The organism is Geomonas silvestris (assembly GCF_014193515.1).
Lineage (GTDB): Bacteria > Desulfobacterota > Desulfuromonadia > Geobacterales > Geobacteraceae > Geomonas > Geomonas silvestris.
This window is the reverse complement of sequence record NZ_BLXX01000012.1, coordinates 18,023-39,492: the sequence shown is the minus strand read 5'-3', so window position 1 is coordinate 39,492 and position 21,470 is coordinate 18,023. Positions and strand designations below refer to the sequence as shown.

The window sequence follows — 21,470 nt, the reverse complement described above, 5'->3', positions numbered from 1 at the left end:
GTTGCAGTTCTGGTACTGAAAATGCTTGCAAGGTGAGAAGCTTGTAATTATGGAGGGGGTCAAATGCTGATACAGGTCAACTACACGGATGATAGGTACGATTTCGTGAAGGATTTCATGCTGGAGACCTTGATCGCCTCAGGAGCAATAGCCAAATTCAGGCGCAGCTCGGGGTGGGTACAGATAGGCGTGGACCCGATTCGCAAGGCACGTCCCGGCTCCTCGTACCAGGGTATGGAGCGCAGGTCAAGCCAGAGTTGAAGGGGCTCGAGGCAAACTTACCAGGGCTCCCGATTTGGAGAGCCCTCGGTCTGTCACGCCTTGACTACATCTCGTGCAGATTGCTGAATTCCCGCCACTCGAGGGTGTAGCGGGGCCGCAGCACGAATTCGAACACGTTCTCCATGATGTTGAAGTGCCGCTTTTCCTCCTCGATGATGCGCTGGTAAAGCCGGACGATTTCCGGATTTGCCTCCCCCGTGGCCATCTCCTCACAGTGCCGGACACTCTCCGCCTCCACCTTCATGGCAAAGCGATAGCCGTCCAGGTCCTCGCGCAGCTCCGCCAGTTTGTCCCGGTTCGCCTGCAGCTCCGCAAACACCCCCTTGGCCTGCTCCAAGAGCCCGGACTCCGCGAGCTGGTAGCTCTTCCCCGCCTTTAACTTCCTAAACGCCTCGATGTGCCGGTCTTCCTCCGCGGCAAGCCCCAGGAAGATGTTACTGAGTCCCACCACCTGGGTCTGTGCTGCCAGATTTTCGTAGCACGCCTTTCCCTGCAGTTCCGTCTTTATCGCGTAGTCAAAGAGATTCATGGCAGCCTCCCCGTATTGGTAATGTGTCCTCGCAGGTTAACACCTTCTAGCAAAGCCCCTTTCCTTGTCAAGAAACAGCGACCTCTTGGAGTTATGTCCGGCCCGGCCGCTCCGAAAGTACTTAATATGCTGTTCCAACATTTGTGCAGATAATAAGGCGTTGACACCTCTGTTTCAATTGTAGTAGGTGAAAGCGCTAATGTATATACCCATTGCTACTATTATCATTAGCTTAATTTCTACCTATTTGCTCTTGCTACTGATGGCCCTTGTTCACTACAATTGTTCTTGGGTGCTATCAAAACAAAGTATGGAAAGGAGATACCAACAATGTGCTCCATCAGAAATATTATATTTAAGACGGTGGCAATTTCGGCGTTTGCTGTATTGGCGGCAGGAGGTTACCCTGCCGCCCGTGCGGATTCCGGAATGGATACCGGGGCAGGAGGTTTCGGGTATCAAGGTTCTTCAGAGTCGATCCAAAACAGCGGCTCCGGCTCCGGCACCGGGGGGAGTACCTCTCCCGGCTCCAGCGATAAAACCGATACCCAGTACAAGCATAAAAAGAAAGGTTCCCACTCAGGTACCAGTACCGGCTCCGGCAGCGGTGGTTCGACCAGCACCGATCAGAATCGCGGCAGCAGCTGGGACAGCGGTAGCGGGTCGCAGCAAAACCAGCAGCAGTACAAAGGGGGCAGCGACTACAACCAGAACCAGAGCAGTGGCGGGTCGAGCGGCTCCGGCAGCGGCGGCTCGTTAGGTTCGGGACGGACCGGATCGATGGGATCGGACCAGAACCAGCCCACCGGCACCGGTTCCAACAGCAACAGGTGGTAATGGCGGGTACGCGCCGCGTTCAACGTTGTGGCGTGGATTCTGCCGCCCGTAAAAGGGTAAGGGAGGAAGCATGAAAGCTTTGGTTTTTGCCGATGTTGGGCGCATGGAGGTGCGCGAGGTTCCTGATCCGGTGATCGAGCAGGACAACGACATCGTCGTCCGGGTCAGTTCCGCCGCCATCTGTGGCAGTGACTTGCATATGTACCAGGGAAGGACCTCGGCCCAACCCGGCATGATCTTCGGGCACGAGATCATGGGGGTGGTGGAGAAGGTGGGTAATGGGGTCCAGTTGCTCAAAGAGGGGGACCGGGTTTCGCTTCCGTTCAACGTCTCCTGCGGGACCTGCTTCAACTGCTGCCGCGGCTTTGTCAACGCCTGCCTTAGCACCAACCCGAAACTTCCGGGGGGCGGTTATGGCTACGCCGACCTCGGGCCCTATCGTGGAGGACAGGCGGAGCTGGTTCGGGTCCCCTTTGCCGATTTCAACGCCCTGAAGCTGCCCGGCACCCCCGGAGACCGCTGGGAGGATGATTTCATCATGCTCTCCGACGTGCTCCCCACCGGGTATCACTCCTGCATCATGGCAGATGTCTGCCCCGGTGCCTCGGTGGCCATCTTCGGGGCGGGCCCGGTCGGCTACATGGCGACGCTCTCCGCGTTTCTGCTCGACGCTGCCGAGGTCTATGTGGTGGACCGCTCCGAGGTGCGGCTCAACAAGGTCGCGGAACTCGAGGCGATCCCGGTGGACTTCTCGAAGGTCGACCCGGTCCAGTTCATCCTGAACGCCCGCAAGGAAAATCTCGCCATCCAGGAATCCTTCCGGCCCGGGGAGGAGAAGATGGCAGGTGTCCTCTGCGGGATCGATGCGGTCGGGTACCAGGCCCTGAACCGGAACGACCCCAACAGTGAGAAATCGATCCAGGTCATCGAGGACCTGGTGCAGATCGTCGATGCCACCGGCTCGATCGGGCTCATCGGTGTCTACTTCTCGGAAGATCCCGGGGGGATGGATCAGAACGCCCGGCAGGGTGTCTTCAATATCCCGCTCGGCGCGCTTTGGGCCAAGGGGATCAAGGTCGGAACCGGCCAGGCTCCGGTGAAACGCTACAACGCGCTGCTTAGGGACGCCATCATCCAGGACCGGATCCACCCGGGCAAGTTGGTCAGTCACCGCCTGAGACTCGAGCATGGTCCGGAGGCGTACGAGAAGTTCGTCCAGCGCGGGGCTGGCGAGGGTGCCGAGTATACCAAGGTTATCCTGAAGCCCAACGGCTAGGAACCACACATTATGAATAGGGTCAGGGCGCCTTTCGGGGCGCCTTTTTTGTGGGAGCGCGGGGACGCATGCGAGCGCTGCAGCGCGGAGGATCAGCCGGCCTCTGGCTGCCGTTCCCGCCGGCCTGCGACCTGACTGTGGTATTGTCAACTGGACAAAGAGGATCAATATGGTACTGTTTAGTGGCTCAAGCCATGGCTGTGCCCGGAGCGACCCCTGCCGATGCACCGGGGGACCAGCCCCACAATCTGATTTGTAACCATGTGCCGCGCGTCGTGACGCGCTCCGAACGCTTTCATTCGGGAACAAGGAGGATGTCATGAGCAGAATCATCAGCATGTTGGCCGCCCTCGCTCTTCTAGCGTTGCCGGTCCTGGCCACTGCAGCCACCTACAACATCGACCCCGAGCACTCCAACACCGGCTTCAAGGTACGTCACCTCATGGTCTCCAACGTCAAGGGGAGCTTCGGAAAGGTCCAGGGTAGCGTCGTTATCGACGACCAGGACCTCACCAAGTCGACGGTTAGCGTGAGCATCGACACCGCGTCCATCGACACCGGCGTCGCCAAGCGCGACAACCATCTGCGCAGCCCCGATTTCCTCGACGTGGCGAAATATCCCACCATGACCTTCGTCTCCACCAAGGTCGCCAAAAACGGCAGCGGGCTGAAGGTGAGCGGGAACCTGACTCTGCACGGCGTCACGCGACCGGTCGTCCTCGACGTGGAAGGGCTGTCGGCTGAATCAAAGGACCCCTGGGGTAACCTCCGCCGCGGCGCCTCGGCTACCGCGAAGATCGACCGCAAGGACTTCGGCCTGGTCTGGAACAAGATGCTCGAGACCGGAGGAGTTGCCGTCGGCGATGAGGTGCACATCATGATCGAGGTGGAGATGATCAAGGCCAAGTGACCCTTTGCCGCTCAAGACACGACCTGCCTTCTCCCGGCCCACCGGGAGAGGGCAGGGGAAGTCGCCCGCGGCTCCCCGTATTCTTGTTGCAATTCCCTCACGTTCTCCGTAGTATCGCGGTTCGCCTCCTTGTGCGGCAATCCCCCCCCGGATGGTACCGTAGTGATCACCTTTCTCAGCGCAGGTGCCCTGCTTGGCCTCTCGGCTGGTTTTTCGCCCGGCCCACTCTTTGCCTTGGTCCTGACCCAGACCCTGCAGCACGGCATCAAAGAAGGGTGCAAGGTCGCACTGGCGCCGCTGGTCACCGACCTGCCGCTCATCATCGTCGCCACGCTGCTGGTGAAACAGTTGGCCGGCTACCAGAACCTGCTTGGCGTCGTCTCACTGCTCGGCGCCGTTTACCTGCTGCTCATGGCGCTGGAGACCTTCCGCTGCGGGCTTAAGGAGCCCAGCCTGGGAGGGGAGGCGCCGCAGTCTCTGGGGCGCGGCATGCTGGTCAACGTGTTGAGCCCGCACCCCTACCTCTTCTGGTTCAGCGTCGGGGCCCCGACCATCCTCAAGGGGGTGAACGCCGGCCGCCCCTGGGCCGCCGTTGCCTTTGTCCTTGGCTTCTTCGGCTGTCTGGTCGGAGCCAAGATGGTGCTCGCGGTCATGGTCGGCAAGTCGCGCCGCTTCCTGGCCGGACAGGTGTACCACTACCTCATGCGCTCCCTTGCGCTGCTGCTCCTCATTTTTGCCCTCCTGCTGGCCCGCGAAGGGCTCACCCTGTTCGGCCTGCTGCCGCTCTGACTGCGTTCCCCCTCCACCGTTTTCCACAAAAAAACATCCGACGCCCAAGCGTATACCCTAGCTATACAGCTACTATTTTCGCATGTATCCAAATAATTACGATGGCTTAGGGTCGTGGTGCTCCGCACGGGGCCGGTCGCGCTGCTCCAGGTGTATGATGCGCTGATACTGACAGCGGGAAAAACGTCTTCCGGCCTGCAGCTTTGTGAAAAATAAAAACATAGCGATTTAAGTGTGATAGAGACTTGTGACGCTTTTCTTCTGCACTTGGCATGCTCGCTGCTAATAGATGGGCAAGAGGGAAGAAAAAAGCCGAAAAAGGAGGATGTCATGAGAACCGCTATCAACACCATCATCGCAACACTGGCAACGGCGGCCCCCGCACTCGCAGCTAACGGCGCAGCAGAAGAACCCGGACTCCTCATGTGGGCCTTCCTCGGATTCGGGGCAGTTATCCTGGTAGGGCAGGCAGTTCCGGCGGTAATGCTCCTGATCGGGATGGTGAAGGGGCTGGTCGCAACCAAGGAAGCCAAGGAGAACTAGCGATCGCTTCAGGCGGCGCGCAACCGGCCGGAAGACACGGCCCGAACGGGATGAACCCAGAGCCACCAAGGGGAACGAAGGATAACGAGGAGGACGTCATGAGAACCGCTATCACCACCATCATCGCAGCACTGGCAACGACCCCGGCCTTCGCGGCCAACGGCGCAGCAAACGAACCCGGACTCCTCATGTGGGCCTTCCTCGGATTCGGGGCAGTCATCCTGGTAGGGCAGGCAGTTCCGGCAGTAATGCTCCTGATCGGGATGGTCAAAGGGCTGGTACACGCAACCAAGGAAGCTAAAGAGAACTAGCGCTCGCGATAGGCGGTGCGCAACCGGCCGGAAGACGCGGCACGAACAGGATGAACCCAGAGCCACCAAGGGGAACGAAGGATAACGAGGAGGACGTCATGAGAACCGCTATCACCACCATCATCGCAGCACTGGCAACGACCCCGGCCTTCGCGGCCAACGGCGCAGCAAACGAACCCGGACTCCTCATGTGGGCCTTCCTCGGATTCGGGGCAGTCATCCTGGTAGGGCAGGCAGTTCCGGCGGCCCTGCTGGTAGTCGGGGCACTCAAAGCCCTGGTCGCCGCACCGAAAGAGGTACACCACAACTAGGGATCACGTAGGGATCCACCAGGTAGGAGCGGCAACGCAGCCGTGAGCACACCGGCACCCGGGTGCCCTCCTACCGGAGCCCAAGGAGTCGCGGAAAAGAATCCGGAAGCGCCGCGACTGCAATGAAAAAGCCGCTCATTCGAGCGGCTTTTCATGTTTCTGGTCAGGTTGTCAGGGGCGCTGAACGCGGAGCCGTCAACTTGAACCGGCTACTCCTTGATCCGGTCCACCAGGAGTTCGACCGAGTGCTGTACCCGGACCTGGGCGCCGTCCTGGTCCATGCCGCCCCTGATCTGCATGACGCACCCCGGGCAGTCCATCGCCACCACCCGCGCCCCGGTCTCTTTGATGTTCGCAAGCTTCCGCTGCAGAATCGGCGCCGAGATCTCGGGGAGTTTGATGGAGTAGGATCCCCCCATGCCGCAGCACATGTCGCACTCAAACATCTCGGTCACCTGGTAGCCTGCCTTCTCAAGCAGCTCGCGCGGCTCCTCGAACACCTTCAGGGTACGCTTCAGGTGGCAGGAGTCGTGGTAGGTCACCGCCCCCAGCTGTTCCCCTTCCTTGAAGCTCAACCGCCCCTCATCAACCAGCCGCTTCACCAGGGTGGAGAGGTCCACCGTCTTGGCCGCCAGCTCCTTCGCCTTCGGGAGCCACTCGGTTTTCCCCACGCTCTCCAGGGTCTTCGAAAAATCGTGCGCCAGTGCCACGGTGCAGGTGGGGCAGGCGGAGACGACGTACCTTGCGTTGGCGGCGAGCAGTGCGGTGATGTTGTCCGCGGCGTTTTGGGCGGCGACCTCGTAGGCCCCGTTGTAGAGCGCCGGGGCGCCGCAGCAGGTCTGCTCCTCCGGGAAGAGCACCTCGATCCCCGCCTTGTTGAGCAGCTTGACCAGGGCCACCCCCATCTCGGGATAGGCGAAGTCCATCAGGCAGCCAGCGTAGAAGACCGCCTTTTCGGCACAGACCGGCTGCTTGATATCCCGGAACTGGTCCCTAAACGGCTTGTCGGCGATGGCGGGCAGGCTGCGCCCGTCGGTGAGCTCGGCGAGGAACATCGGGAGGTGCCGGATGAACTTGCCCGAGGTGAAGGGCTTGCCGGCCAACGAGGCCGCGCGCAGCATGCCGTGGAACATGCGGCGGTTGTTCACCACGGAGAAGATCGCCTTCTGCATGAAGGGCTGCCCCTGCTCCAGCACAAGCCGGCGCCGGATCTCCAGGATCAGCTCGGGGATGTCGATCTTGCCCGGGCAGACCTGGGTGCAGTTGCCGCACTGGATGCACAGCCCCTGGATGTCTTCGGATTTCTTCAGTTCGTCGAACCAGGCGGTGAGGATGGTGCCGATGCCGCCGGTGTAGATGTCGCCGAAGACATGCCCCCCCACCAGCCGGAAGATCGGGCAGACGTTCAGGCAGGAGCCGCAGCGGATGCACTGCAGGGCCTGCTTGAACTTGGGATCCTTGGCCATCTCGGAGCGCCGGTTGTCCATGAGGACGATGTGCAGCTCCTTGGGGGAGCCGTCCTCGTTCTCGGTCGGCCCGGAGATGATCGAGACGTAGCTCGTTAAAAGCTGAGCCGTGGCGCTTCTGGGGAGGGCCTCCAGGATCGGGGCCACGCCGGCGAATTCCTTGATGAGCTTCTCCACCCCGATCACCGCGACGTGGATGCGGGGGAGGGTGGTCACCAGCCGGGCGTTCCCCTCGTTGGTGACCAGCACGATGCTGCCGGTCTCGGCGACGGCGATATTACCCCCCGAGATCCCCATGTCGGCGGCCAGGAACTTGGGGCGCAGTTCGTTGCGCGCCACCTTGACCAGGCGCGGGATGTCGGCCGCGAGCCGCTCCTCGACCTCCTTGGAGAAGAGTTCCGCCACCTCCTCCTTGGTCAGGTGGATGGCGGGCATCACCATGTGCGACGGGGTCTGGCCGGCGAGCTGGATGATCCATTCGCCTAGGTCGGTCTCGGCGACCGAGATGCCGTTTTTCACCAGATAGGGGTTTAGGTGGATCTCCTCGGTGGCCATGGACTTCGACTTCACCACCGTCTTGACGCCCGCTTCCTGGGCGACCTTCAGGATGTACTCCTTCACCTGGTGCGGGTCGCTGGTCCGGAACACCTTGGCGCCCAGCGCCTCGGCGTTTCTCTGGAACTCGGCCGCGAGCGCGTCGAGGTCGGCGGCGGCCTCCGACTTGATCCCCGCCACCCGGTCGCGCAGTTCCTCGAAGTCGATCCCCTCGTAGGCCTTGGCCCGGTTCACCTTGTACGCCTCGGAGAACTTCCCCAGCGCCCCGGTCAGGTTGGCGTTGTTGACGGCCCGGTCTATCTTCGCCTTGAACTCTTTATTCATAGGGTCCCCCCTCTACATCGTCGATGCAGACGATCACCAGTCGCTCCGGGCCGTGCACCCCGATGGTCAGCACCCGCTCGATGTCGGCGGTGCGGCTGGGGCCGGTGATGAAGGCGATGTACTTGCTGGTGGCGGGGTTCATCTTCTCGAACACCTGGGCCTTGCCGGCAAGGATGTTGCCGGTGGGGAGCAGGGCGAGGTGGATGGTGGGCAATGAGGAAACCAGGCGCTGCTCGGGTGCACCCTGGTCCAGCACCAAGGAACCGGTATCCGCCACCCCCCACTGCGCCTCGCTGATCCCCAGCTTCGCCTGGGCGGCACGATCGCGGCTTACGTCGTGACTGAGGCCCGGGTGACGGGGGATCTCCGACTCCGGAACCCCGTCGAGCAACGCCGACTTCGCCCAGAGCGCACCACTGCCGGGGGACTCGTTTATCCGTTCCGTTTCCAGGAACCACCGGACAAAAAGCAGCGCCTCCTCGCGGGTCGCCACCCGGTGCACCTCGGCACCGACCCCCTCAGCACGGGTCTTGAAAGCTTCGAACATGATCTGACGCCTCCTGTTCTTGGTTTGGTCTGCCGGAAAAACCGTTTTAGAGATTGGCGGTACTGCAGGTTTTCAGGGTCCTCGAGGCAGGAAGCGCCCCGAGGTATCGGAAGTGATATGACCAAATGACAACTGCATCCTAAGGGATAATGTCCCACAAGTAAAGCCGTTTTCGGTTTGTTGACGAAAAATCTTGACAGTGTTTTAAAATTATGGCAATTGGTCTTACCAGTCCCGCATAACCTGGTTTGATTGAATGGCTCTCCTGCTGGCTCAGGCGGCGCGGAGGCATCGGAGATACCCGGAAAACCGCCGCAGCACGGGGTTTTCCGTCGTAGATAGCAATGACGCGCACGCTGCCCCAACCGCCATTATATAAACAGCATTACGAACAAAGGAGAGAACTGTCATGCCATGGATTCAGAGCTACACCCCGGTAGCGGGAAGTCTTGGGATCTCGGCGCTCATCGCCGCCATCCCTCTGGTTGTCATCTTTGTCTGCCTTGCCGTCTTCAAGATGAAGGCGCACAAGGCGGGCCCTCTCGCAGTCGCCTCCGCCATCGCCATCGCCGTGTTCGTCTGGCAGATGCCGGTGAAGCTGGCCGGCCTGGCCACGCTGCACGGTGCCGCCTTCGGTCTCTTCCCGGTCTTCTACATCGTCGTCACCACGATCCTCCTCTACAACATCACGGTTAAGGGTGGGCAGTTCGAGATCATCAGGGCTTCGCTTGCGGGTCTCACCAGCGACCGGCGCCTGCAGGCACTCCTGATCGCCTTCTGCTTCGGCGCCTTCATCGAGGGGGCCGCGGGCTTCGGCACCCCGGTCGCCATCGCGGGCGCAACCCTGGTCGGCCTCGGCTTCCGCCCCTTCTACGCCGCGGCCATCTGCCTCATCGCCAACACCGCCCCGGTCGCTTTCGGCGCCATCGGGATTCCGGTCGTGGCGCTCGCCGGCGTCATGGGGTACGACGATGCGGGGCTCATGAAGCTCTCCACCATGGTGGGGCGCCAGCTCCCCTTCGTTTCCGTCATCATCCCGTTCTACGTCATCTTCATCATGGTCGGTTTGAAGAAGACCCTCGAGGTGCTGCCGGCCATCATCGTCTGCGGCGTCACCTTCGCCTTCGCACAGTGGGGCACCGCGAGCTACATCGGCCCCTACCTTCCGGACGTCACCGCGTCGCTTTTGACCCTGGCCGCCCTGGTCATCCTGCTCAAGTTCTGGCAGCCGGCCACCATCTGGACCTTCGACCACGAGCCGGAGGCCAAGGGGAAAGAGACCCACAACTACTCGGGCGGCAAGGTGTTCCGCGCCTGGGCCCCCTACCTGGTGCTCACCATCATGGTGCTCATCTGGGGCATCCCCTCGCTTAAGACCGCACTCGACAAGAGCAAGGTGGTGATCCCGATCTCCGGCCTCGACAACGCCATTGCGAAGAGCGTCTCAAAGCCCGAGGATGGCATCAAGAAGATAGCCGCAGCGAAGGCCGAGATCCTCAAACAGGCCGGGCAACTCTCCGCCGCCGATCCCAAGCAGGCAGCGCTCGCCACGGGACTCAACGACCTGGTGGTCCTTGAGGACAAGTTCCAGGCCGTCGAGCAGGCCCTGCCGGCCGGCGCATCGGTCCTGACCGTGGAGCGCATGGCCGCCTTCGATTCGATCGACAAGAAGAACAAGGAGCTGCAGAAGCTGGAGAAGGAACTGGTCTCCTCCAACGCGGTGGAAAAGACCCGTTTCAAGGCGCTCGACAAGGCAGTCGGCGGGCAGATCCCGGCCAGGGTTGCCGCCAAGTTCACCTTCAACTTCATGTCCGCCGCCGGTACCGCAATCCTGATCGCCGCCATTATCTCGGCCCTTATCTGCGGCGTGGGGGTCGGAGCCTTCTTCCAGGTACTCGGCAAGACCCTCTACGACATGCGCTTCCCGGCGATCACGGTCGCCTCGGTGGTCGGCCTCGCCTTCGTGATGAACGCCTCGGGGATGACCACCTCCATGGGGCTGGCCTTCACCAAGACCGGCGCGCTCTTCCCGTTCCTGTCTCCCTTCCTCGGGATGCTCGGCGTCTTCCTGACCGGCTCCGACACCTCGTCGAACGTGCTCTTCGGCGGTCTGCAGAAGGTAACCGCCGAGCAGTTGGGTCTCAACCCGCTTTTGACCGGCGCCGCCAACACCTCCGGTGGCGTCATGGGCAAGATGCTCTCGCCGCAGTCCATCGCCGTCGCCTGTGCTGCTACCGGCCTGGTAGGCGAGGAGGGGAACCTGTTCCGCTTCACCCTGAAGCACGCGCTCTTCCTGACCACGCTCATGGGGATCATCGTCGCCCTCCAGGCCTACGTCTTCCCGTGGATGGTACCCTAAGGTCCGTCGTCCAAGTACGCTCCGCCTCCCCGGTGACGCCGCCGGGGAGGCTTTTTCCGTAAACTCCCGCGCCCGCCGCGCCAGGACACGACATGCTCAAGACCCTGTTCGCCATAGTCTGGCAAAGCGCTCTGCTTTGGCTCGTATTCAGGCTGGGGACCTTCCTGGTCCAGGCGCTGCACGTGGCCTTGCCGGGGAACGTCGCGGGGATGCTCCTCATGTTTCTCCTGCTCGTCACCGGCATCGTGAAGCCGGCCCACATCGAGGTGGCCGGCGGCTTCCTCCTCAAGCACTTCGCCTTCTTCTTCATCCCGATCTCGGTTGGCCTTATGGCCTTCGGTCCCCTGGTGCGCCAAAGCGGCGTGGCGCTCCTGGCCATCCTGGTGGTGGCCGCCGCGGTCGGCGTCCTGGTGACCGGTCTTGCAGTGCAGGCCTTAAACGGGAGGTCGCCGCGATGAAGCTCGTGATCTTCGCCGTCTGCGTTGCCGCTACCCTGGCGAGCTACCTGGCCACCCGGGCGCTCTTCATGCGCTTTCGCCAGCCGCTTTTGAACCCGGTCTTTTTGAGCACCCTCGTCATCATCGCCGCGCTCAAGGCGACCGGCGCTACGCTCGCCGATTACCAGCCGGCCAAGGAGGCGATGACCTTTCTCCTCGGGCCGGCGACCGTCGCCCTGGCGCTGCCGCTCTACAACAACCGCCAGGTGCTGAAAAGTCAGGCGCTTCCGGTCCTGGCCGGGGTCCTCTCCGGTTCGCTCGCCACCATCGCGGCGGTACTCTGGGCCGGGTGGGTGGCGGGATTTGCACGCGGCATCCTGATCTCACTGGGCCCCAAGTCGGTAACGGTCCCCATCGCGGTCGAGATCGCGCGGCTCTCCGGCGGCGAGCCGCCGCTTACCGCGGCCTTCGTGGTTGCCACCGGGATGATCGGCTCCATCCTGGGGCCAGCGCTCCTCACCGCGCTGCGGGTCAAGGACCCGGTGGCGCGCGGTCTCGCCCTGGGTACCGTCTCGCATGGGCAGGGGACCGCGGTTGCCCTCCTCGAAGGGGAGACTGCCGGGGCCATGGGTGGAGTCGCCATGGCGCTCGCGGCCGTTTTCACCGCGCTCGTCGCGCCGTACTACCTGCCGTTGCTCCTCCCCTGAGAGACGGCATGCTCCGGTTTGGTGACCGCTGCACTGGCTGCGGCCCCGGAACTGGTGTACAAAACCGAACGTTGTCTTGTGCTGGTTACTAACGACTGCAGCATAAAAAGGAAACCGACATGGAAAAGACCTTCATCAAGGCGCTCACCGACATCGTTGGCGAAAGCTATACCTTGACCGATAAGGAGTCGCTCGCCTGCTACGGCTACGATTCAACCCCCGAACTCGAGAGCAAGCCCGGAGTGGTGGTGCTTCCCGGGAACCTGGAAGAGATCTCGCGCATCATGGCGCTCGCGCACGATGCCGGCGTCAGGGTCACCCCGCGCGGCTCAGGCACCAACCTCTCCGGCGGCTCCATCTCCTTCGATGCCGGCGTCATCCTGCAGACCAGCCGCATGAACCGGATCCTGGAGATCGACGAGGAGAACCTGACCGCGACGGTGGAGACCGGGGTGGTCACCAGCACGCTGCACCGCGAGGTGGAGGCCAAGGGGCTCTTCTACCCGCCCGATCCCGGTTCGATGAACATCTCCACCATGGGGGGGAACGTCGCCGAGAACTCGGGGGGGCTTAGGGGGCTCAAGTACGGGGTCACCGACGACTACGTGATGGGGCTTAAGACGGTGCTTGCCAACGGCGAGATCCTGAAGACCGGCGGGAAGGTGGTGAAGGATGTGGCGGGGTACAACCTGAACCAGCTCCTGGTCTCAAGCGAAGGGACCCTGGGGGTCTTCGGGGAGATCACCGTGAAGCTGATCCCCAAGCCGAAGACCAAGAAGACCATGCTGGTGCACTTCCCGCAGCTCGAGCAGGCCGCGCTCACCGTGTCGCACATCATCGCGGCGCGCATCATCCCGGCGACCCTCGAGTTCCTGGACCGGGTCACCATCAAGTGCGTCGAGGACTACGCCCACGTGGGGCTCCCCCTCGACGTGGACGCCGTGCTGCTTATCGAGGTGGACGGTCATCCCGCACAGGTCGAGGAGGATGCCGAAGGGATCCGCCAGATCTGTGAACGTCACCACTGCTCCTACTTCCAGACCGCCGCGAGCGCCGACGAGGCCCTGAAGCTTGCCACTGCCCGCCGCGTGGCGCTTTCCGCGCTGGCCCGGGTGAAGCCGACCACCATCCTCGAGGACGCCACCGTGCCGAGGAGCTGCATCGCCCCCATGGTGAAGCTGATCCAGGAGACCGCCAAGAAGTACAACCTGACCATCGGCACCTTCGGCCACGCCGGCGACGGCAACCTGCACCCGACCTGCCTCACCGACGAGCGCGACCAGGACGAGATCAAGCGCGCCCACGCGGCGTTCGGCGAGATCTTCGACGCCACCATCGCCATGGGTGGCACCATCACCGGCGAGCACGGGGTGGGGGTGGCCAAGAAGAAGTACCTCCCCAAGCTGGTGGGCGAGTCCGGCATCAAGGTGATGCGCGGCATCAAGGGGGCCTTCGACCCCAACGGCATCCTGAACCCGGGGAAGATCTTCTAACCAGGCAATTTTTGCCACGGAGACACCGAGTACACGGAGAAAGGCAACGGCTTAAACCTGCGGGAAAGGCAAAGGCCTAAGGTCTTACCTTCAGGGGTTACTCCGTGATCTCCGTGCCTCCGTGGCCAAATCGAGGTTTTTCATGGACTACGTAAAACTGATCAACTGCATGCGCTGCGGCATGTGCCTGCCGCATTGCCCGACCTACAAGGAGACCTTCCTGGAAACCGCCTCGCCGCGCGGCCGTGTGGCCCTGGTGCGCAAGTTCCAGGAGGGGGAACTCGTCGACACCGACCAGTTCCTCGAGTACGTCTCGCTCTGCCTGGACTGCCAGGCCTGCGCCTCGGCCTGCCCCTGCGGGGTGAACGCCGGCGAGCTGGTGGCGGAGTTTCGTTGCGAGAAGAAGGCGGGGCAGGGGCTCTCCATCATCGAAAACGCCATCCTGCGCCAGCTGGTGCCGCACCCGGACCGCCTGGAGGCCGCCACCGCGCCCTTAAGGCTCTACCAGCTCTCCGGACTGCAGAAGCTGGTGCGCTCCCTTGGGCTTTTGAAGATGTTCCCGGCAGCCCTCGGGCGCATGGAGGGGCTGTTGCCCAAGCTCCCCGGCGCGCCGCTGCGCAAGACCATCGACGAGGTGACCCCGGCCCAGGGGACCGAGAAGGGGACCGTCGGGTTCTTCCTCGGGTGCGTCATGAGCCTCATCTTCTCCGAGGCGAGCATCGCCACCGTCGAACTCCTCTCCTCCCTGGGCTACAAGGTGGTGACCCCAAAGGACCAGAAGTGCTGCGGCGCCCCCAACATGCTGGGGCACGACTTCGAGGGGGTGAAGCAGGCCGCCCGCTTCAACACCGACCTCTTCGAGGGGGATGCCTACGACTTCATCGTGACGGACTGCGGCGGCTGCGGCGCGGAACTCAAGAAGTACGGCCATCACCTGGACGGCGAGGCAAAAGCGACCGCCTTCAGCTCCAAGGTGCGCGACATCTCCGAGATCCTGGCCAATGAGGCCGGCGCCCTCAAGGAGAAGCTGAAGCCGCTCAACCTCAAGGTGACCTACCACGACCCCTGCCACATCGCCCACTGCCAGGGGATCCGCAGCCAGCCGCGCGCGCTCATCAACCTGGTTCCCGGCATCGACTTCAGGGAGCTCCCCGAGGCCGACGCCTGCTGCGGCTCGGCCGGCACCTACAACATCGAGAAACCCGAGATGTCGGACCGGGTGCTGGCGCGCAAGCTCGCCAACGTCGAGAAGACCGGCGCCGACTACCTGGTCACCAGCAACCCGGGGTGCCTGTTGCAGCTTAAAAAGGCGATGGCCGAACAGCTCCCCCAGGTGAAGGTGATCCACCTCACCGAACTGCTGCAGATGAGTATGAACGGGTAGGGGAAACCGGTGCAGTCACGGCGCCGGAGGCTGTTCTGGATAACGTATACGGGGAGCAGAAAAGCGTTGCTTTGCTCCCGCTAATGTAGTATCCGTGGCGCTTATGATATTCAAACCGATAAAACCTAAGAAGGTTTCCACCCAGATCGCCGAGCAGATCCGCACCTCGATCCTCGCCGGCGAGTTCAATCCCGGCGAGAAGCTCCCCCCCGAGCGGGAGCTCGCCGAGATGTTCGGGGTCTCCCGCCCCTCGGTGCGCGAGGCGATCAACACCCTGGCCTCCTCGGGCCTCGTCGAGAGCTACCAGGGAGGTGGGACGGTGGTGCGCTCCCTGGTGGAGAGCCCCGCCGGGATGCCGCTCTCCAAGCTGATCCGCATCGACGGCGACCGGGCCCTCGACGTCATCGAGGTGCGCCAGGGGATGGAATCCTGGACCGCCTGGTACGCCGCGAGCCGCGCACTCCCCGAGGATATCCGGCGCCTGGAGGCCATCGTGGCGGGGATGGCGGCCAACCTCGAGGGGCTCAAGCAATCCGAGGACCTGGACGCCCACTTCCACATGGTGATCGCCCGGGCCACCCACAACGTAGTCTGGTCCCACATGATGCAGAGCATCTTCGACGCCATGCAGGAGTTCCAGCGCGACGTCTGGCGTGCGGTCTACCTCACCGAAGAGGACCAGCGCCTGCTCTACGAGCACCACCGGCGCATCTACGAGATGATCCTGGTGCGTAACCCGGACGGCGCCCGCATGGCGATGATGGAGCACCTGACCTTCGCCCAAAAACGCTGCAGCGCCTACGTCTCGATGCGCGGCGGCGAGCCCTGAACCAGCGCCTTGCTGGGGGGACTGCTCGATCCGTCTTCAGGTTCGGCTCACCCCCCGGTGCTCTCGGGGAGCTGTCACTAGTCAGTCCACGAGCTTTAGCAGCTACTTTCGTACAAAGAGAAAGGCCCGGCGCCACACTGTCGGGCCTTTCTCTTTGACTCAAGCCGCATCCAGATCACCGCCGCGCAGGTTTTGGTTGATGCCGGGGGGCTTTTTGGGTATAGTTACCCGATTTCCTGCAGATAAACCAAGGAGGGTTTTGTAATGATAGATTTTCTGGGAGATTGGAAGCGCACCAGTTATTGTGGCGAACTGAGAAGCAGTCACATCGGGCAGGAAGTCGTCCTCATGGGCTGGGTCTCCAAACGGCGCGACCACGGTGGTCTCATCTTCGTCGACCTGCGTGACAGGGACGGCGTCGCCCAGATCGTCTTCGACCCGGAGCGCTCCCCCGAGGCCCACGCCAAGGCGGAGTCCGCCCGCAGCGAGTTCGTGCTCGCCATCAAGGGAATCGTGGCCGCCCGCCCCGAAGGTACCGTGAACCCCAAGATGAAAACCGGTGAGGTGGAGATCCTGGTCAGCGAGTGCAAGCTTTTGAACCCCTCCAAGGCGCTCCCCTTCACCCTGGACGGTTTCGTCGAGGTGAACGAGAATATCCGCCTCAAGTACCGCTACCTCGATCTGAGGACCGGAACCCTGCAGCACAACCTGATCCTGCGCTCCAAAGTGGCCCAGCTCACCCGCTCCTACCTGACCGAGCACGGCTTCCTGGAGCTGGAGACCCCGTTCCTGACCAAATCGACCCCGGAAGGCGCCCGCGACTTCCTGGTCCCCTCGCGCATCTCCAAGGGTGAGTTCTACGCGCTTCCCCAGTCCCCGCAGATCTTCAAGCAGATCCTCATGGTCTCCGGCTTCGACCGCTACTTCCAGATCGTGCGCTGCTTCCGCGACGAGGACCTGCGCGCCGACCGCCAGCCCGAGTTCACCCAGATCGACTGCGAGATGTCCTTCATCGATCGCGAAGACATCATCACGATCATGGAAGGGCTCATGGCCAAGATCTTCTCCGAGGCGAAGGGGGCCAAGGTGCAGCTCCCGATCCAGCGCATGACCTACCAGGAGGCGATGGACCGCTTCGGGGTGGACAACCCGGACCTGCGCTTCGGCCTCGAGCTGGTGAAGCTCACCGACATCGTGAAGAACTCCGGCTTCAAGGTCTTCGCCGATGTGGCGGCCTCCGGCGGCATCGTGAAGGGGATGAACGTGAAGGGCGGCGGCTCCTTCTCCCGCAAGGACATCGACGACTTCACCGAGTTCACCAAGATCTACGGCGCGAAGGGCCTGGCCTACGTGAAGGTCACCGCGGACGGCTGGCAGTCCCCGATCGCCAAGTTCTTCACCCCGGAAGAGATCGCCACCATGGACAAGGCCTTCGGCGCCGAGGAAGGGGACCTGCTCCTCTTCGTGGCCGACAAGCCGAAGGTGGTCAACGACGCGCTCGGCAAGCTCAGGAACCTCCTGGGCGCCAAGATGGAACTCTACAACCGCGATGAGTACCGCTTCGTCTGGATCACCGACTTCCCGCTGCTTGAGTGGGATGAGGAGAGCAACCGCTGGTGCGCCGTGCACCACCCCTTCACCGCCCCCATGGATGAGGACCTCCCGTACGTGGAGAGCGATCCGGGCCGCTGCCGCGCCAAGGCCTACGACCTGGTCTTGAACGGCAACGAGATCGGCGGCGGTTCCATCAGGATCCACCAGGAAGAGGTGCAGTCGCTCATGTTCAAGATGCTCGGCCTTTCCGAGGAGAGCGCCCGCTCCAAGTTCGGCTTCCTCCTGGACGCCCTGGAGTACGGCACCCCGCCGCACGGCGGCATCGCCTTCGGCATGGACCGCCTCATGATGCTTTTGACCGGTTCCGATTCGATCCGCGACGTCATCGCCTTCCCGAAGACCCAGAAGGGCGCTTGCCTCATGTCCGAGGCACCCTCGTCGGTCGATACCCTGCAGCTGCGCGAGCTCGGCATCCGTCTGGCACAGAAGTAGCGGATGCGCCTTGTGAGGGCCTGGTGCTACCTCATACTGCTGGCTTTGCTGGCATCCCTGTGCGCCTGCGCCACCCAGCCGCCGCGTTACCACAGCGAGGCCCTGGCCGTCCTGGACCGCATCAAGCGGGAAGGGGCGGCCGGGCTTTACCCCGCCGAGATGAAGAGCACCTCTGAGGCCTTCGATCGCGGCGAGGCGCTGCTTCTTGACGAGGAGTACCGCGAGGCGGACCGCTTCTTCCTCCTGGCGATCCAAAAGGGGATCCTCCTTGAGCGCGAGGTGGGAGGTGAGCTGGCGCGCCGCGAGGCGGAACAGCGCCGCGCCGACGAGCAGAAGAAGGCTGAACTGCTCAAGCGGGCCAGGGAAGAGGAAGAGCGGCTGGCCAAGGCACGTGCCGAGGCGGAGGCCAAGGCGGAGGCCGAGGCGCTCGCCCGCAAGGAGGCCGCCGAGGCGGAACGCCGCAAGGCAAAGTCGGTGCGCGAGCGGGTCCTGGTTTCCAGCTACACGGTGCGCCGCGGCGAATCGCTGCCGCTCATCGCGGCGCAGGCCGAAGTCTACGGCGACCGGAACCTCTGGCCGCTGCTGTACCGCGCCAACCGGGACCAGATCAGCGACCCGCGCCACATCTGGCCGGGGCAGGTGCTGCGCATTCCGCGCAACCTGGGCCGCGACGACATCTACGAGGCGCGCCGCTTCGCCCAGGAGAAGCCGCTGCACTGAAAACAGGTCGAGGTTGAGGTTGAGGTTGGGAGAACTGCACACGCTTGGCCTTGACCTTTTTTTGTTACGAACTGCTCTCCAGAGGAGTGAATCCGGCGGCTCTTTTTCGACCGGTTCGACGTGCAGGTTAGGGGGGCACACAGGCTGAAAAAAACGCGCCCAAACCGTTAGCTGAGATCCCGGTCACGACGCCTTGCGAACCCGGGTTTACTCCGGTCAAAGTCATTCAAAAACACGTCATTATCCTCGTTTCACCCCGCCTGCTCCTCACGCCCGCTTCATTTTGCCCCACGCATAAGTTCCCGCCAAGATTTTAGCTTGACACTGAAAACCGATTTGTATACTGTATACAAAATTTGCAGGCCCGGAATTTTCTGCTAACTTGCCATAATCCTTGCGTTAATGAGTTGCACCGGTTCCGGCCCCGCCGAAAGGCGAGGGGGCCCAAATTGGAGCGACGTTTTGTGTTTACGTGAAGGGAAGATCCCCGGTGCGCAGGCCTCATCGACGGCGCTGACAGCTGAGCTCGGATGTCCTCTCATGAAGGATCGTAGGATTCGGAACAAAAAAAGCCAAGGAGAGAAGAATGACTACGTCAAAGATCGTCTGGACCAAGATTGATGAAGCGCCCGCGCTGGCTACTTACTCGCTGCTCCCCATCGTTAACGCCTTCACCAAGGCAGCCGGTGTCGAAGTGGAAACCAGGGACATCTCCCTCGCTGGTCGTATCATCGCAAACTTCCCCGAGAAACTGACTCCGGAGCAGAAGATTGCCGACGAGCTCTCCTACCTGGGTGAGCTGACCCAGAAGCTGGAAGCCAACATCATCAAGCTTCCGAACGTCTCCGCCTCGATCCCGCAGCTCAAAGCCGCCATCGCCGAACTCAAAAGCCAGGGTTACGACATCCCCGAGTACCCGGAAGACCCCAAGACCGAAGAAGAGAAGGCCCTGGCCGCCCGCTTCGCCAAGGTGCTCGGCTCCGCCGTCAACCCGGTGCTGCGCGAAGGGAACTCCGACCGCCGCGTTGCCAAGGCGGTCAAGGAATACGCCAAGAAGCACCCGCACAAGATGGGCGCCTGGAAACCGGATTGCAAGACCCACGTCTCTCACATGACCGCCGGCGACTTCTTCCACCACGAGAAGTCCACCACCATCGAGAACGCCACCACCGTGAACATCGAGTTCGTCGGTAAGGACGGCAAGGTGCAGGTCCTCAAGGAGAAACTCGCCCTGCAGGCAGGCGAGGTGTTCGACGGCACGTTCATGAGCGCCAAGGCACTGCGCAAATTCATCGCCGAGCAGATCGAGGACGCCAAGAAGCAGGACGTGCTGTTCTCCGTGCACCTCAAGGCGACCATGATGAAGATCTCCGACCCCATCATGTTCGGCCACTTCGTCACCGTGTTCTTCGAGGACGTCTTCGCCAAGCACGCCGCCACCTTCAAGGAGCTGGGCGTCAACGCGGACCTCGGTCTGGGCGACCTCTACAAGAAGCTGGACAAGCTCCCTGCTGAGAAGAAGGCCGAGATCGAAGCCGACATCCAGGCGGTCTACGCCAAGCGCCCGAAGCTGGCCATGGTCGACTCCGACAAAGGGATCACCAACCTGCACGCCAGCAATGACATCATCATCGACGCTTCCATGCCGGTCGTGGTGCGCGACTCCGGCGGGATGTGGGGCCCGGACGGCAAGCTGCACGACGTGAAGTGCGTCATCCCCGACACCAGCTACTCCGAGTGGTACCAGGTGGCCATCGACTTCTGCAAGGCAAACGGCCAGTTCGACCCCACCACCATGGGTGCTACCTCCAACGTGGGCCTCATGGCGCAGAAGGCGGAAGAGTACGGCTCCCACGACAAGACCTTCAAGGTGCCGGCCGACGGCACGGTGCGCGTGGTTGACGCCTCGGGCAAGACCCTTTTCGAGCACCAGGTTGAAGGGGGCGACATCTACCGCGGCTGCCAGGCCAAAGATCTGCCGATCCAGGACTGGGTCAAGCTGGCGGTAAGCCGCGCCCGCGCCACCGGCGCACCGGCCATCTTCTGGCTGGACAAGGCCCGCGCCCACGACGCCGAGATGATCAAGAAGGTCGAGAAGTACCTGAAGAACCACGACACCACCGGCCTCGACATCCAGATCATGAAACCGGTCGACGCGATGCTCTTCGCCTGCAAGCGCGCCAAGGCTGGCCAGGACACCATCACCTGCACCGGCAACGCACTGAGGGATTACCTGACCGACCTGTTCCCCATCCTCGAGCTGGGCACCTCTGCGAAGATGCTCTCCATCGTGCCGCTTTTGGCCGGCGGCGGCCTCTTCGAGACCGGCGCGGGCGGCTCCGCTCCCAAGCACGTGCAGCAGTTCCAGCAGGAAGGCTACCTCAGGTGGGACTCCCTGGGCGAGTTCCTGGCCCTGGCCGTCTCGCTCGAGCACCTGGCCGCCACCTTCAAAAACGAGAAGGCGCAGCTTCTTGCCGACACCCTCGACCAGGCCAACACCAAGTTCCTGGATCAGAACAAGAACCCGGCACGTAAGGTGGGCCAGATCGACAACCGCGGTTCCCACTTCTACCTCGCCATGTACTGGGCCGAGGCGGTTGCCGCCCAGACCAAGGACAAGGAGCTGGCTGCCAAGTTCGCCAAGGTCGCAGCCGAGCTGCAGAAAAACGAGGAGAAGATCAACGCCGAGCTGATCGGCGCCCAGGGCAAGCCGGTCGACATGGGCGGTTACTACCACCCGAACGATGCCAAGACCGAAGCGGCCATGCGTCCCAGCGCGACCTTAAACGCCATCATCAACTCCATCAACTAGTAC

General features: G+C 62.5%; 20 protein-coding genes. 17 read left to right on the top strand and 3 right to left on the bottom strand.

All coding sequences use genetic code 11. The features are described 5' to 3' along the window. Positions 1-63: 63 nt before the first annotated feature. Positions 64-261 carry a GSU3473 family protein gene (locus GMST_RS16945; RefSeq protein WP_183355884.1) on the top strand — a complete coding sequence of 66 codons (198 nt, stop codon included), beginning with the start codon at positions 64-66 and terminating at the stop codon, positions 259-261. 64 nt (positions 262-325) lie between these two features. Here GMST_RS16945 and GMST_RS16940 read toward each other — a convergent pair whose 3' ends face one another. Continuing rightward, positions 326-811, bottom strand: coding sequence for a ferritin-like domain-containing protein (locus GMST_RS16940; protein WP_183355883.1), 486 nt, complete (start codon positions 809-811; stop codon positions 326-328). Between the two features lie 330 nt (positions 812-1,141). Between GMST_RS16940 and GMST_RS16935 the strand changes: the two genes are divergently transcribed. The 7 genes from GMST_RS16935 (at position 1,142) to GMST_RS16905 (ending at position 5,788) form a co-directional block, all read left to right on the top strand. Further along, positions 1,142-1,648, top strand: a complete 507-nt coding sequence (locus GMST_RS16935; RefSeq protein WP_183355882.1) for a hypothetical protein — start codon at positions 1,142-1,144, stop codon at positions 1,646-1,648. A 70-nt stretch (positions 1,649-1,718) separates the two neighbouring features. Continuing rightward, positions 1,719-2,924 (top strand): glutathione-independent formaldehyde dehydrogenase, encoded by a 1,206-nt coding sequence (locus GMST_RS16930; protein ID WP_183355881.1) that lies wholly within the window; start codon positions 1,719-1,721, stop codon positions 2,922-2,924. 319 nt (positions 2,925-3,243) lie between these two features. After that, positions 3,244-3,834 (top strand): YceI family protein, encoded by a 591-nt coding sequence (locus GMST_RS16925; protein WP_183355880.1) that lies wholly within the window; start codon positions 3,244-3,246, stop codon positions 3,832-3,834. Positions 3,835-3,996: 162 nt separating this feature from the next. Continuing rightward, positions 3,997-4,623: a LysE family translocator gene (locus GMST_RS16920; RefSeq protein WP_183355879.1), complete on the top strand. Its 627-nt coding sequence runs from the start codon at positions 3,997-3,999 to the stop codon at positions 4,621-4,623. 330 nt (positions 4,624-4,953) lie between these two features. Next, positions 4,954-5,166 carry a hypothetical protein gene (locus GMST_RS16915; RefSeq protein WP_183355878.1) on the top strand — a complete coding sequence of 71 codons (213 nt, stop codon included), beginning with the start codon at positions 4,954-4,956 and terminating at the stop codon, positions 5,164-5,166. A 98-nt stretch (positions 5,167-5,264) separates the two neighbouring features. After that, on the top strand, positions 5,265-5,477 hold the full coding sequence (locus GMST_RS16910) for a hypothetical protein (RefSeq protein ID WP_183355877.1): 213 nt from the start codon (positions 5,265-5,267) through the stop codon (positions 5,475-5,477). A gap of 98 nt (positions 5,478-5,575) precedes the next feature. After that, the gene (locus tag GMST_RS16905; protein WP_183355876.1) at positions 5,576-5,788 is read left to right on the top strand and encodes a hypothetical protein; all 213 of its coding nucleotides are present in this window, start codon (positions 5,576-5,578) and stop codon (positions 5,786-5,788) included. Between the two features lie 209 nt (positions 5,789-5,997). Here GMST_RS16905 and ldhH read toward each other — a convergent pair whose 3' ends face one another. Both ldhH and GMST_RS16895 read right to left on the bottom strand, forming a co-directional pair. Continuing rightward, the gene (gene ldhH, locus GMST_RS16900; RefSeq protein ID WP_183355875.1) at positions 5,998-8,133 is read right to left on the bottom strand and encodes an L-lactate dehydrogenase (quinone) large subunit LdhH; all 2,136 of its coding nucleotides are present in this window, start codon (positions 8,131-8,133) and stop codon (positions 5,998-6,000) included. After that, positions 8,126-8,680 (bottom strand): LutC/YkgG family protein, encoded by a 555-nt coding sequence (locus tag GMST_RS16895; protein WP_183355874.1) that lies wholly within the window; start codon positions 8,678-8,680, stop codon positions 8,126-8,128. Before GMST_RS16895 ends, ldhH begins: the two co-directional genes overlap by 8 nt. Positions 8,681-9,089: 409 nt before the next feature. On the opposite strand from GMST_RS16895, the gene GMST_RS16890 reads away from it, so the two are divergent. From GMST_RS16890 to GMST_RS16850, 9 genes are all read left to right on the top strand, one after another. Further along, positions 9,090-11,039, top strand: a complete 1,950-nt coding sequence (locus GMST_RS16890) for an L-lactate permease (protein ID WP_183355873.1) — start codon at positions 9,090-9,092, stop codon at positions 11,037-11,039. Between the two features lie 92 nt (positions 11,040-11,131). After that, the gene (locus tag GMST_RS16885) at positions 11,132-11,497 is read left to right on the top strand and encodes a CidA/LrgA family protein (RefSeq protein ID WP_183355872.1); all 366 of its coding nucleotides are present in this window, start codon (positions 11,132-11,134) and stop codon (positions 11,495-11,497) included. Beyond that, entirely contained in the window at positions 11,494-12,183 is a 690-nt protein-coding gene (locus tag GMST_RS16880) for an LrgB family protein (protein WP_183355871.1), read from the top strand. Before GMST_RS16885 ends, GMST_RS16880 begins: the two co-directional genes overlap by 4 nt. A gap of 119 nt (positions 12,184-12,302) precedes the next feature. Further along, positions 12,303-13,676, top strand: coding sequence for an FAD-binding oxidoreductase (locus tag GMST_RS16875; protein WP_183355870.1), 1,374 nt, complete (start codon positions 12,303-12,305; stop codon positions 13,674-13,676). Positions 13,677-13,818: 142 nt separating this feature from the next. After that, positions 13,819-15,060: a (Fe-S)-binding protein gene (locus tag GMST_RS16870; protein ID WP_183355869.1), complete on the top strand. Its 1,242-nt coding sequence runs from the start codon at positions 13,819-13,821 to the stop codon at positions 15,058-15,060. A 103-nt stretch (positions 15,061-15,163) separates the two neighbouring features. Then, positions 15,164-15,889: a FadR/GntR family transcriptional regulator gene (locus GMST_RS16865; RefSeq protein WP_183355868.1), complete on the top strand. Its 726-nt coding sequence runs from the start codon at positions 15,164-15,166 to the stop codon at positions 15,887-15,889. 264 nt (positions 15,890-16,153) lie between these two features. Then, the gene (gene aspS / locus GMST_RS16860) at positions 16,154-17,935 is read left to right on the top strand and encodes an aspartate--tRNA ligase (RefSeq protein ID WP_183355867.1); all 1,782 of its coding nucleotides are present in this window, start codon (positions 16,154-16,156) and stop codon (positions 17,933-17,935) included. Positions 17,936-17,938: 3 nt separating this feature from the next. Next, complete coding sequence (locus GMST_RS16855) at positions 17,939-18,655, top strand: LysM peptidoglycan-binding domain-containing protein (protein ID WP_183355866.1); 717 nt, start codon at positions 17,939-17,941, stop codon at positions 18,653-18,655. A gap of 586 nt (positions 18,656-19,241) precedes the next feature. Further along, a complete protein-coding gene (locus GMST_RS16850; protein WP_183355865.1) occupies positions 19,242-21,467 on the top strand; it encodes an NADP-dependent isocitrate dehydrogenase in 2,226 nt (741 codons plus the stop codon). Positions 21,468-21,470: the final 3 nt, after the last annotated feature.